The 13090-nt window shown below is 62.9% G+C and carries 9 protein-coding genes and 2 pseudogenes; 5 read left to right on the top strand and 6 right to left on the bottom strand.

The annotated features are described in order from the left end of the window. Window positions 1-367: 367 nt before the first annotated feature. Together JNW91_RS05780 and JNW91_RS05785 are read right to left on the bottom strand one after the other, a co-directional pair. Entirely contained in the window at window positions 368-925 is a 558-nt protein-coding gene (locus JNW91_RS05780) for an NUDIX domain-containing protein (RefSeq protein ID WP_238424430.1), read from the bottom strand. Between the two features lie 488 nt (window positions 926-1413). Continuing rightward, the gene (locus tag JNW91_RS05785; protein WP_203173888.1) at window positions 1414-1692 is read right to left on the bottom strand and encodes a transposase family protein; all 279 of its coding nucleotides are present in this window, start codon (window positions 1690-1692) and stop codon (window positions 1414-1416) included. A 299-nt stretch (window positions 1693-1991) separates the two neighbouring features. Between JNW91_RS05785 and JNW91_RS05790 the strand changes: the two genes are divergently transcribed. The 3 genes and pseudogenes from JNW91_RS05790 to JNW91_RS33850 all read left to right on the top strand — a co-directional run bounded on the left by JNW91_RS05790 (window position 1992) and on the right by JNW91_RS33850 (window position 4687). Beyond that, complete coding sequence (locus JNW91_RS05790) at window positions 1992-3674, top strand: hypothetical protein (protein WP_309244252.1); 1683 nt, start codon at window positions 1992-1994, stop codon at window positions 3672-3674. A gap of 68 nt (window positions 3675-3742) precedes the next feature. Then, window positions 3743-4502 (top strand): annotated as a pseudogene (locus JNW91_RS05795) (IS5 family transposase); the annotation flags it as partial. Next, window positions 4502-4687 (top strand): transposase, encoded by a 186-nt coding sequence (locus JNW91_RS33850; protein ID WP_407664263.1) that lies wholly within the window; start codon window positions 4502-4504, stop codon window positions 4685-4687. The pseudogene JNW91_RS05795 and the gene JNW91_RS33850, both read left to right, overlap by 1 nt. 174 nt (window positions 4688-4861) lie before the next feature. On the opposite strand, the gene JNW91_RS05805 is transcribed toward JNW91_RS33850, so the two are convergent. Then, complete coding sequence (locus JNW91_RS05805) at window positions 4862-5137, bottom strand: hypothetical protein (protein WP_203173897.1); 276 nt, start codon at window positions 5135-5137, stop codon at window positions 4862-4864. A gap of 1254 nt (window positions 5138-6391) precedes the next feature. Here JNW91_RS05805 and JNW91_RS05810 point away from each other — a divergent pair. Then, a complete protein-coding gene (locus tag JNW91_RS05810) occupies window positions 6392-7180 on the top strand; it encodes a hypothetical protein (protein ID WP_203173889.1) in 789 nt (262 codons plus the stop codon). Window positions 7181-7535: 355 nt separating this feature from the next. Here the strand turns inward: JNW91_RS05810 and JNW91_RS05815 are convergent, their stop codons facing one another. The 3 genes from JNW91_RS05815 to JNW91_RS05825 form a co-directional block, all read right to left on the bottom strand. Continuing rightward, window positions 7536-9383 carry an ATP-dependent helicase gene (locus JNW91_RS05815; protein ID WP_203173890.1) on the bottom strand — a complete coding sequence of 616 codons (1848 nt, stop codon included), beginning with the start codon at window positions 9381-9383 and terminating at the stop codon, window positions 7536-7538. Beyond that, window positions 9361-11340: an ATP-dependent nuclease gene (locus JNW91_RS05820; protein ID WP_203173891.1), complete on the bottom strand. Its 1980-nt coding sequence runs from the start codon at window positions 11338-11340 to the stop codon at window positions 9361-9363. Before JNW91_RS05820 ends, JNW91_RS05815 begins: the two co-directional genes overlap by 23 nt. Window positions 11341-11552: 212 nt before the next feature. Then, window positions 11553-12122 carry a cysteine hydrolase gene (locus JNW91_RS05825; protein WP_203173896.1) on the bottom strand — a complete coding sequence of 190 codons (570 nt, stop codon included), beginning with the start codon at window positions 12120-12122 and terminating at the stop codon, window positions 11553-11555. A 12-nt stretch (window positions 12123-12134) separates the two neighbouring features. On the opposite strand from JNW91_RS05825, the pseudogene JNW91_RS33490 reads away from it, so the two are divergent. Further along, window positions 12135-12314 (top strand): annotated as a pseudogene (locus JNW91_RS33490) (site-specific integrase); the annotation flags it as partial. Window positions 12315-13090 lie beyond the last annotated feature (776 nt).

Raw genomic sequence — 13090 nt, forward strand, 5'->3', positions numbered from 1 at the left:
CAGCACCACGTGTGGTCCCCGCCTATCCCCAGATGTCGGAACCTGGCGACGGCAGCCCACGGTTTAGGAAGTGTGGACACGGCCGGAAGACGCACGCCACCGACCTCGCTTGACCTGCCACGCTATTCCGGCAGCCAGGTCCAAGAGCTGACCGCCGTTGAGCCTCGGCGGCCGCACCATCGGGCGCCCAACGGGCACGGCGCATCCGGGCGCGCCCGCACCGCCAGCGTGGAAGGACGAAGATCGTCACCGACAAGGGCCTGGTGGGCCAGGCCAGCGCGGCATCCGCGTGACCAGTCCTGCCCGTGCGGACCGCCGGGGTACCGGGCTACTGGCCCACGGATGATGGACCCATGAGCTTGGGGCCTCACCTGGCTTGGAACTGGCCAGTCAGGCGATACGCGGCGTGCATTTCCAGGACAACCCGGGTCTGTGCTTGCAGTGGGCCGGGTGGTGTTGCGGGATCAGCGAAAGCCACCTCGAGCACTTCCGTGTCCTCCGGCTTGATCACTCCTGACCATCGTCGCGCTTCGAAGCACATGGCGAAGCAGTGGATCCGGTCCCCGTTGGGATAGGTGATGACGTGAGAATCCGGCTCAGATAGGCAACCGAAGGCAACGAGATCGGAGCCGTCGACCCTGAGCCCGGTCTCCTCTCGGACCTCATCGATCGCGGTACCGACGAAGCTTCCTCCTGGCTCGGCGGCCCCTGCCGGTATTTCCCACAGACCAGAATCACGACGTCGCTGGAACAAGACGTGGTCGGCCGAGTCGAGGAGGATGACCTGCGCCCCGGGCATGAGTAGTAGTCGGGACCCGACCAACTGTCGAAGCTGCCAGGTGTAGGAACCGACATAACCCATCCGGTGATCAAACCAGAAGGGCGGTATCGCCGGGTGGACGGTAGCCGCGCCGCTGGCCGTCATTCATCGGCGGATCTCTGAGAGAGGGCCGGGGTACGGGGCGGAGCCCCGGCAGGAGACCTTTCGCCGCCGACACCTACGGGGAAGTTGTGATCGGCATGCAGGTGAGGACGGAGCTAGGGGAGATCCTTGCCAGCGGAGACCGGGGCTTCGACTGGTCGCAGGTGTTGACCCGTCGGTCTACCCCATGCTCAGTGGCCTCTGCGCCTATCTAGACATGATGCTCAACGAGCGTCAGCTGCCGCTCCTGGTCAACGAGCTGGACCGTTTGCCGCCCGGCGTTGCACTCGATGACGAGAGCCGAGCGGAGATACGCCGACTCTGCACGGTCGCTCGGATTGAACCCCACCGCTATCTGCGGTTCCTGGGCGACTAAACTCTGCCATTGCCAGCAAAGCAGCCGTACCGCCATCTGCCGACCCCGGTCAGACCCGCCCGGCCGAGCAGCCGGCGGCACACCGCAGCATCGAGGGCGTCCGCGTCGATACCGGTCAGTACCCGGAACAGGGTGCTGTCGTCAGGCACCCGCCGGACACCGCTGAACGCGTCGCGGGTTGCACCGAGACGCTCCCACGCCGCTCCGGCAGGTCGGCGGCCCATTCGACGATCTCCACGACGCGGCTCGATCCCGAAACCACCGCCGCGATCGCGAGCAGTCCCGGCAGCGGATGGATCCGGCCGCCAGCGTCCCGTGGGTCCGGAACCCGGGCGAGGGCCTGCAGCAACCCTGGCGTGTCCTGTTCCGACAGCGGCAAAATTCGCCGCTGCACCGATCGCGACTCCTGCGTGACAAGGCGCCTTTGATGAACAGCAAGGCCCGGCTACCGGAACGGTATCGATCGATGTCTTGACTCTATGCGCCGCCCTGCTCATGATTTACTGCGGCGGGTCAAAAGTGAGGGTGGATGTGATGACGCAGGGAGAGCCACCGGCAGGAGGCCCCACATCAGCCGTCACTCTCAGCGAGCTTGGACAAAATGGCCGACTCGCGCGTGCCATTTCAGGCACGAGGGATCGGCTGACACGTGGAGCCCATCGGCGGGAACTGACTATCGCGAGCCTCGGTTCGGTGCTCCTCGCTGTCGCGATGATCTGGCTGATTCCGCCGTACGCGGTTCGCGTGATGACTGCCGGCGCCAAGACTGCGCCGATCGCCGACCCGGCCCACACCATCGTCGGTGACGCGGGTGACCCGACGGCCCAAGCATGGCTGGTGGGATGGGGCGGCCACGCTCTCACCCACGGTCTGCGTGGTCTGTGGGATACCAACGCTTTCTATCCCGACACGTACGGCCTAGCCCTGAACGACAGCCTGCTCGGCTATGCCCCGGCAGGGCTGATAGGCAACGGTGTAGTCGCCGCCGTGCTGCGCTACAACATCCTGTTCGTGCTGGCTTTCGCGCTCGCCTTCCTCGGCGGCTACGCGCTCCTGCGCCAGCTTGGCGCGAACAAGGTCGCCGCCGCGGTAGCCGGGGCCGCCCTCGCCTACGCGCCCTGGCGCTACGGCCACGCCGGCCATTTGAATATTCTCTCCACCGGTGGTATCACTCTGGCCCTGGCGATGCTGGCGCGCGGCCACGGACTCTCGTTCACCCGCGGCTACGTTGCCGAACGAGTCCGGCCGGGATGGGCGTTCGCTGGCTGGCTGGTCGCGGCCTGGCAGGTCAGCCTAGGCTTCGGCGTGGGGCTGGGATTCGTATACGTCCTCGCCGCCCTCTGCCTGATCACACTGACGGCCTGGCTGATCCACCGCCCACGCCTTGGCCTCCGGCTGATCGTCGGTGATCTGATCGGCGGGCTGGTCTTCACCGCGGTGACCGGATACTTCGCGTACGCGTACCAACACGTGCGCGAGCTCAACCCAGATGTCACCCGGGACTGGGACTACGTCGCGTTTTTCTCCCCGACACTGCGCGGGCTTCTCGTGGCGCCGCAGTCCTCGCTGCCCTGGGGCACCCTGCACAACGACGCCCGCACCGCTCTTGGTGGCGTACCGACTGAGAAGGTGCTGCTGTGCGGGTATGCACTGTATCTACTGGCCTTCGCCGGCCTCTTCCTGTCCCGCTGGTCACCGGCGCAACGGGTTCTGCTGCTGCTTGGGACGGTCGTCGGAGTGCTGTTCGCACTCGGCACGAACGGGCCGATCTACCGCCTGCTCTATCTCTACGTGCCCGGGTTCGATGGATCCCGTACCCCAGGCCGGTTGATCTTGTGGCCCACTCTCTGCCTGGCCATCCTCGCGGCTGGCCTGGTTACCCACCTGGCTGACGTGGCTCGCACGGGCGCCAAGCCGAAATGGTCGGTGGGAGAGGCACGTCTGCTGACCGTTCCGTTGCTGGTCCTCGTGCTAGCTGAGGGCCTGCCTGACCTGGACCACCCCCAAACCCCAGCCAAACCGGCCGCGATGGCGCTAGCCTCCGCGCACGCCCCGATCATGGTTTTGCCGTCCAACGACGGCATCGACCTCCACGTCCTACTTTGGTCGACCGACGGTTTTCCCACCATGGTCAACGGTGCGGCCAGCTACACCACACCCAACCGTCAGGCGATCCGCGACGTTATGGCGACCTTCCCCAGCGAGCCGGCCTTGGATCGGTTGCACCAGCTCGGCATCCGCAGCGTCGTCCTGCTGCGCAACCGGGTCCAAGGCACCCCATACGAACCACTGCTTAACATCCCCGACGTACCCGGCATTACCCGCCACGACGTCGGGTCAGACGTGGTTTACACCATCGACACCAACACCAAGTGATGTGGGCGTGTCCTCGGGATACGAGGATCGTTCTGTCTGAACGTGAGGAGGGTGAGCAGCCGCCGTGGATCGTCTCGGACGAACTCTGGGCCGAGGTCGAACCGCTGCTGCCATCCCGACCACCACGCCGGCCGGTTCCCCGGCCGCAAGCCCTTTCGGCGACCGCAGAGTGTTGTGCGGGATCCTGTTCGTGCTTCACACCGCGATTCCGTGGGAGTACCTGCCCCAGGAATTGGGGCTCGGCTTTGGGATGACCTGCTGGCGCACGTTGCGGGACTGGAACGACGCCGGCGTGTGGCAACGGCTGCACGAGATCCTGCTCGGCAAGCTGCCGGCCACCGATTAGCTGGACATGTCGAGGGTGGTGATCGACGGCCCCCACATCCGGGCGCTCAAGGACGGCCCAAAACTACTCCGAGCCCGGTCGACCGCCGCAAGGCAGGCTCGAAACACCACCTCATCACCGACGCGGGCGGCATCCCCCTCGCCGTCACACTGACCGGCGGCAACCGCCACGACGTCACCCAACTCCTGCCCTGGTCGACAAGATCCCACGATCAAAGGCATCCGCGGCCGACCCGGCAACGACCCGACCGGATCTACGCCGACCGGGGCTACGACTACGACTGCTACCGACGCCAGCTACGCGCCAAAGGCATCACCCCGGTCCTCGCCCGACGCGGCACCGACCACGGGTCCGGACTCGGCACCCGACGCTGGGTCGTCGAGCGAACCATCGCCCTGCTGCACTGGTTCCGCCGCCTCCGGATCCGCTGGGAGATCCGCGACGACATCCACGAAGCGTTCCTCACCCTCGCCTGCGCCATCTGCCCTGCGGCTGGTGCGACGACCCCGCCCGCCGCGAGGAAGCGGGCATCGCAGCGAACGTCGGGTTCGCCACGAAGCCCGCGTTGGGTCTGCGGATGGTCGAACGTGCCATTACCGCCGGCCTGCCGGCCCGGTCGGTCACCGCGGACGAGGCCTACGGACAGGACTCCAAGTTCCGGACGTGATTGCAGCAGCAGCCCATCGGCTACGTCCTCGCCGTTCCCCGCAGCCAGCGGGTCCCCGCCGTGGTGCTTCGACCCGGCCGGCACCCAGGACGAAGACCTGATCCGTATCACCGGGACCCGGTGGGCGATCGAGGAGTGCTTTCAGACCGCCAAGACCGAGGTCGACCTAGACCACTACCAGGTGCGTCGATACGACGCTGGTGCCGCCACATAACGCTCGTTCTGTGCGCCCACGCCTACCTCGCCGTCACCGCCGCCCACGCCAAAAACCGGGGCGCCGAATCCGATCACGGCCTCATACCCCTCACCCTCGGCGAGGTCCGACGTCTCCTGGCACACCTGATCACCACCAACCGACCCTTCGACCACACACATCGATGGCCACGATGGCGACGCCGACACCAATACCGCGCCAAAACAGCCCACTACCAGCGAAGACTTCAACTCCACCAGGTACGGCTGGAGTACTACGGCCAGGAACAGGGGCCAACTGGCGGTCCTGCCGCAAATCGAAGGCTCATCCGGCCGTCCGATGCAGCGACAGCCGACGACATCTGCAGCGCTTGACGCGCAATCAAGAGCAGAACTGCCGCTCCATCCAGGACGCAGATGAAGCGGCAAGTCAGAGCGTTGTGCAGCAGGTACGTCAACGGCCAACCATCCACGCCGTTACCGCCAACAAAGATCATCCGTTACCGGATGTTACCGCCGACACCTGGCAGGATCTTCATCCTTCCAGGTCAACCAGTCGGGACGGCCGGATTCGAACCGACGACCCCTTGACCCCCAGGACGCTTCGCCACACGTCCACGCACGTCACACACGCTGTGCCCAAGATCAGGCCGTGCGGTCGACGTCGTGCCGCGCGCGATCGCGCAGGCCGTGTGGTCCCTACTTGGTCCCCGGGACGCTGACACGCTCGATGACCGCAGAGCACGGTTTAGGACGTGTGGACACGGCCGGAACCTGCTCGGCAGTGACGAGGCTTGACCTGCCTCGCCAGGCTGCCCCCACGTCCGAAAGCTAGCCGTCGTTGACCCCGGTCGCCCCTCCGAACGGGCACGCAACGGGCACGGGGACCGGAGGGATTACGAGGACTACCACCTGCTGTCAGGCACCCCGCCGACAGCGCCGTGCCAGTGCCGTCGTATGCTACACAGCGTGATGCGCCCACCACGGGTTAAGGTCCGGTCGACTCGCCTCGGAGTCGGCCTGATGGTGCTTGCGCATCCGCTGGTCGAGGTCACCAAAATCGCCGCTGGCTTCACGAGTGACCCAACGAAGGGCCAGCTTGCGCTCACGGCGACAACCGCCGTTCTTGTGAGCCTCTTGACCTACGCCACCCTGGCCGAGCCTCAAAAAAAAACTATGATCGGTAGATGTTACGTCTACTAAGTTCGACCAGCAGCTCGCCTGCCATCCCGGTGCCGCCGACCAAAACACGGTGGAGCGGCGCAAGGGCGACGGGATAGACCGCCTCACCGGACGATCTCAGTAGCGGTGGCTGATCGTCGGCGCGCTGGCGCCCCGGAGCGGCCTGGAAATTAGAAGAAGGTCGCAGTCGGCTGGTTGGGTAGTTGTGTACCTGGTCAGCCCGTCCGTCATTGTCGGGTGGCGTCGGCGTCTGCCGGTGGTCTTGGCTGTACGACTGGCTGTACAGCCGCTTGTGACCACACACTTGCATGTGCCGATAGTGTGCAATCCGTGACTCGACAGATCATCCCCGGCGGTGATGGCCAGGAGGAGCCAGAAGAACCTCAGGCCGACGCGCAGCCCGACGACTTCCAGACTGAACCGATGATCGCCTGGGAGCGAGTCGTGGCCGGCGTCTTGGGTGCTGTGGCCGGAGGTGCGGGCGGGGCAGCGGTCTTCGTGACCGACAACCAGGCTGGCTCAGCGGCACTTGCCCTCATCGGTGCCGCCTTCCTCTTTGTCGCTGTGCAGGGCACACCAGTTATTCGCCTAGGGGCGGGATCGAACAGCCTAGAGCTAGGCCGGCGCCGGCAGCGGCGCGCCATTCAGGCGGCGGAGGCAGAGAGGGAACATGGGAACTTCGATGCTGCATCCGGAATCATTGAAGGCGCGCGGATCGCCGATCCAGAAATAGAAGAGCTGCCGGAGTACCGAGCATTATGGTACGAGGATCGAGTAGCCAAGGCCCTAATGGGTCTGGGTGCCAAAGTTACGCGACTGCGAGTTGATCAAAGATTCGACATGCTGGCACAAACGGCAAGTGAATCGGTGGCTGTGGTGGTTAAGTTTCGGGAGGATGGGCCGCTCGGGTCGCAAGACGTTGCAATGGCCGACTATGTAACCCAGACGGCGACTGTCGGTGGCGTTCTAGTGGTGACGAACGCAGCGTTGTCGGGAGAGATTGAGCAGCACAACGCCTCGCGACCGCCCGGCACTCGGCCCGTCGAGGTGGTGACATGGAATGACGATCGCGACAACCGGCTACTAGCGAGGACACTGGCCCGTACAGCACGGCGCTAGAAGGCCCTAAACACCTGACTCGAAAGCCCATCTCTGTCGAAGATCCCCGCCGGAGGCATCGGTTCCTTGGGGGCAGTCTGCAATCGGCCGGCGCGCCGGCCGATGCCGGCGCTTGCGCCGCCAGCAGGCCGAGCGCGGCCGGCGCGGCCCGCTTGCGGGCCGCCTTGATCCAGAGAACGAACAATTCGGCAAATGACTCCGGTAGCCACCTGAAACTTGACCAACAATCAAGCAGCACCAGACCAACCCCAACTTGACTGATCTTGGTCCCTAAAACGGCGAAAGGGCCGACCCGGTGGCCGGCCGACCAGAACAGGCCGACAGCCCACTGAGTCTGGAATTCACTGTTCGCCTGCTAGTCGGGGAAGTCTGGCAGGTTCCAGAGAAACCGCGACGGAGTGCTGAACGGGATCGGCGCGCGCTCCCCAGTGAAACCGTCTGGTGTATATACCAGGACGGCGGCCTGTTTCGCCCTGCTCAGGGCGACATAAAATACACGTCGCTCAGCCTCCACAAACGCCTCCGATGGAAGGTAGGGGCGACCGTAGTCGAGTGGCCAATCCGGAGCTATCGCCTCCTGCAAATAGGGAAGCACCACGTACGTCCACTCTCGGCCCTTCGCTGAGTAATACGTAGTAAGTCTCACCTTACCGACTGACTTCGCGTCCCCGGAGAATTCCGCCAGAGTCACCCCGGTAAACTTCCAAGATTGAAGTTCGGAGAGCGCAACGAGCTCTTGAGCCTCCAAACTGCGCCGCAGTGACCGCCGCAGACCCAGTTGGTCTATCACCTCTCGTGACCAACGACGAAGCGGCATGTCCGGCCTAACCTCTGTCGACAAGCACCGCCACAGCGTTACGCGCACCGGCAGGCGTTGACTACCAGAAACCGGCCGGTCCGAATACAGCCGTAAGAACTCGTCCACCAGGTCATCGAATCCCGTATATGCGGACGACACCGGAAGTCCGCTCGTGCGGTCTAGTTGCCATGTTGCGACACGCTGCAGAAATCTGATGACGGTGCCGGAGGGCCACGGCACCGCCCGCTCCGCAAGCAGCGGGATTGCGGCTTGCCGCAAGGCTGCTTCCAACCAATTTCGGACCGGAACTCTCTTCCGATTCTTCGAGTACAGGACGGCTATGTCATGCGGCTCAACTCCCGCTGCCAACAGATCTGCGACGACTTCTCCAGTTCTCTCAGCATGTCTTTCAATCCCGCCCGATACCGGCTGGTAGTCAATTAATCCTTCTTCGGCACCATCTCTGGACTCATACCCACGGTCAACACCCAGTACGTTTGAGCAAGCTGCCACTAAGGCGCGTCCAGATCGGTAGTTAACGGACAGATGAAACGTCTTTTCGGTCGCTTCGCCTAACTCCAGCAGGCACTTAGGATCACTTCCGGTAAATCCGAGAATAGATTGGTCTGGATCGCCCACTGCAAAGATCCTGGCGCCAGCGTCTCGAAGTATCGTTACAAGACAGTGAAGGACGGGACCCAAGTCCTGGTACTCATCGACAAGCAACCAGGGAAATTTTGTAGCGACGATTTTTGCGATCGCGGGCTTTGCACGAAAGATCTCCAGGCTACGACCCACCATCGATTCGAAGTCCAGCCGCCCCGTCTCGACGAGGAGCTTATCGTATGCCTTCGCCGCTGCGATGACTCGTGAACTAAACCGCGACAGGTCGCCTTCGGCCGCAATGGTTCTACGACATGAAATATCGCGTGAGTCAGTATAGGTAGGATCCTCATAAAGGCCAGCGTTTTGGTATGCACTAGCCCTAAAACGCTGCCGATCATCATCGCTAAGCACGGCCCCGGCAGATATTTCCCCATGCCCTGACACTTTCGAGAAGGGCATCAGGACCTCGGATAGGCAAAAACCGTGCACGGTGGATATGGCGACGGCCCGACCAGCCCCTTGGGTAAGCGAGCGCAAACGGGAACGGATTTCCACTGCGGCCTGATTGCCATAGGTAATGCATGCAACGCGCTGAGGCGCTTGAACGCACGATGCCGAAAGGTACGCAGCCTTAGCAACAAGAACGCGAGTCTTTCCACTGCCAGGTCCAGCTAGCACCGTGGCATCTTCGAGGCACACGACAGCGGCGCGCTGCTTGCGGTTCAATGCGTTGATTTCGGCTGCCACCGTCGGAGGAAGACGCAACTGATTTGGCTCATTCACCCGCTGCTCCGCCATCCGCTGAAAACATCTCCTCGAAATCCAGACCGGCCTCTACGCGCATTTCGAGGGATTCTCCACGGCAGATGAGGCTGACCCGATCGAGCGCACGAAGTAGCGCGGCCTCAGGGCGGTGATCGCCTTGGTCGTCGACCATGTCAACCCGGTCAGCAGTAGAAAGGTGGTCGGCAAGACGTTGCGCGAAGCGCCCTTTTCCCTTCGCCTCGATGTAGTCAACTAATGAGCGACGCACGTCAAGGCCACCCCCTCTATATATATCGTCGATAAAACCATTGAATTTAATGGCTACACGTTCACTGAATAACTCAGAGGCTGCTTCTTTGAAAGACTCCGGAAAGAGCTTAACTAGATCGGTCTCAAGGGTGGTGTCACCGACGTATATTTCCTCTGCCGCAAGTTCATCAACGAGAAGTTTCCTCGTCTCCAAATCCATAGCCACGTGGCCGTCTCGACGGGGGCGGAGTGGAAACTTCCCCTGTTCTCGCAACTTTTTCGATAGAGGCCGGTTGTACATGAGCCGGAGAGCCCGACTGAGGCCCGAGGTAGTAGCCGGGAACTCTTCAATATCCCGGTCACCGTCGGTAATCGCCACGTGCGGGATGTCAAGACCGCTCGGGCCGAGGAGATTCTTATACGGCTGGAAGTCGGTACCTTGGACGGATACCACGCTCACACCGTGATCGGTGAGGTCGAAACCGTAGGCAGCCGCAATCGCTGGAACTATGTAGCGTTCCGCATCACCCTCGACCAGGACGACAACCCGCGCGAAAATAAGTTCTGCCCGCGTTGCATCCATATAACGCTCAAGGTCACGCACCTGCTCCCTCGAAAGTAAGGAAGCGGGGGCAGTGGTAGCGACGGTTCCACCGTCGGTGGACCGGAGCAGGACTATGCTGGGCAAGGGCGCAACAGCCGCTACATGCGGACTATGCGACGTCAGAATTAGTGCCGGTTCCGCGCGAAGGAGGTAGCCAAACAGGCGACGCTGAATCTGAACATGCAGGTGTGCTTCCGGCTCCTCGACTCCCAAGATCGTTGTCACATGCTCTCGGGAAGACCTTCTTGCCGCTACGGCTTGGAGGAGGAGGGCAAGATAGATGACGTTGGCCGTTCCCAGGCTGGTATCAGGCATTCCTCGGCGTCGGGCATCGTCCGCGAACAGCCGGATCTGGCGAAGAAGTTGATGAGGTAGCGCTGGAGCAATACCTAAAGTTGGGCTGACCGGCAACGCGGAGCCAATCATGTCCTCAGTCTGCTTCCGTACAGCCTGTTGCAGGTCCGATATCGCTTGATCGGTCAGGAGGTCTTCGGTTGCAGCGGTTACGTCGGCCGCAGCCCCCTCCAATATCTGCTGGTCAGGCTTTACCCGATCAAGCAGTTCTCGAAGCGGGGACTTTCGCCGGGTAAGCTCGTCCGTTGCATCCCGCAGGGCGGGGAGCACTCTGATCCCGATGTATCGGCGCGGCTCCGTACGCAGCGGCCGCGCACTTTCGGTGGCTCCTCCGAGTACCTGCCAGTCGTAGTCATCAATTGAGACGGCTGGCTGCTCTTGCGCGCCTGAGTCGTTTTCCTGTTCGTCGTCGTCTGAGCGGATTTCCTCCGATGGCTCGTATACGTACTCGATGCGCGCGACAGCGGGCTCGACAGTTAATAGGCAGTCTGCAAGGACGGCCAGCGCCTTCTCATCCTCTCCGAAGCCGGCGAGGTCTATGATGATCCGTACCTTCTCACCAACGCAAGGTCCCGCCCCGTCGTCGTAGAGGTCATCCTCACGGAGCCGTCTTGCGCTGTCCGGCAAGTCAGGGTCAAGGATGATCCTTAAGGCGTGCAGAAGGTTGCTCTTTCCTACGTTGTTGGCCCCCACAACGACCGCAGTGGCAGGAAATGGGTCGATAAGCAGATGCTTGAAGTTCCGAAAGTTTTCTACCTCGACACGGCTGATATGCAGGGGCATAGAGACGTCCTCCAAGATACGCGCAAGCGGCATCATTCTAACGAAACCTAAACGATAACGGCTTGGGTGAGCGCCTCCAATCGAGCCAACGGAGCGATCCGAGTCAGATTTACGACTGCGAGGACGGGCAAGTCAGTCAAAGGGTGGCGTGCGATAGAAGCGCGACTACCTGCCCGGTGCGCCACCGAAGCGCTCGATAGCCTCTGGCAAGGTCAGGACCTGTTGGGTGACTCCGGCGACAGCTTGATGAGCGTGGTGGGGATGTCGGATAGCCCGATCACCTGACCGGGACCGATGAAGCGTCGTGCGACCAGCAGTCCCGCTTCGTGCACCTCCGCGCCCGCATGACTGGCTGACGCGTCTGCGATCAGCCATGGAGTGTAATCCTCCTCGAACGCGTCCACGGCCCCTTTCAAGACGCAGCTTTCGGTAGCGATCCCGCAGAAGTAGAACTCGTCCCATCCGCGCTGCTTGAATAGCGCCATACCCTCCTGGGTAAATGGGCTATAGATCCTCTTATCGAGGGTTACACCCCGTTCTACGTACGGGCGCAACTCCGGCACGAAATCAATGTCGGGGGACGACTGGAGTCGCTGCCAACCAAAGAACCGCTCGAAAGGACTGCCCGGGTAGTTCAGATACCGGGTGAAAAGCGTGTCACCGCCGGCTGCCTGCCAGCGACGCACCAGGTCGACAACGACAGGAACGATGTGCGCTGACTGTTCGCGCACGAAGCCGTTTTGCATGTCGATCACGACAAGTACCGGGCGACCGGATGTCATTGGGCTGACCTGATGGCCGACGCCGGGGTGCCGGTGCATGTGCTGCGGAAGATCGCGGGTCACGGGTCGCTGACGACGACTCAGCGATATCTGCACCCTGACCGGCAGTCGATCACAGACGCTGGAACAGCCCTGAGCGCTCACTTGAAGGCTCGCCGGTCCCCAAGTGGTCCCCAGCTACGCGCCGTCTAGATCAGCAAATCTCCACTGTTTCAGTACGAATTAGAGGCCGTTGACCAGGGAGAATATCCCGGTCGACGGCCTCTTTTCGTGCTGTCGGGACGGCCGGATTCGAACCGACGACCCCTTGACCCCCAGTAGTCCGGTGGTCCAGCGGCATGCTCACGCACGTTTGTCCAGGTCACCTGAAGCATAAACCGGCCGAGTAAAGGGGTCCTCGCGGCACTCCCCCACCGCTGTGGCCTGCCCTGCCGACTGCGCCTAACCCCCAGCTGCCGGCGGTGCAGATTCCGCCGACGCCGCTACAACCCGGCCGCCAGACGATGGTCCACCGTCACCGGCCATCGCCAGCCTCACCGCAGCCCAGGAGCTACCGCGTTGCTGACGCGACCACCCTCCGGGCGCGGCCCTTGACCCCGGAGACCTCTACGGCCCCACGCCGCCAACACCACCGGACAGGCACCTGACGGCGCCAGCCCGACCACCACATCACCCCCCGAGCAGCAGTCCGAAACGAACCGAAAACGACCGGTAGACGTGCATGGCACCGGATGTCTGGCTCAAAACTGCTATACCTAATCAAGTACGGCCCGGCTGCCGCCGGGCCGCGCGCACGCGCTACGGCCTACGGCCCCGCGCGCACGCCCACCAACGCCGAACCGTCCAGTCCCGAGCTCGACGATCCACCGGCCGAGGCCGTGACGATCCCTTCACCAACAACCCACGGCGGATGCTTCCGGGGATCGACGCCGCACCGCTACGCGGCACGCCACCGCCCACCCACCCAC

This window comes from Micromonospora parastrephiae (assembly GCF_016802865.1).
Taxonomy (GTDB): domain Bacteria; phylum Actinomycetota; class Actinomycetes; order Mycobacteriales; family Micromonosporaceae; genus Micromonospora; species Micromonospora parastrephiae.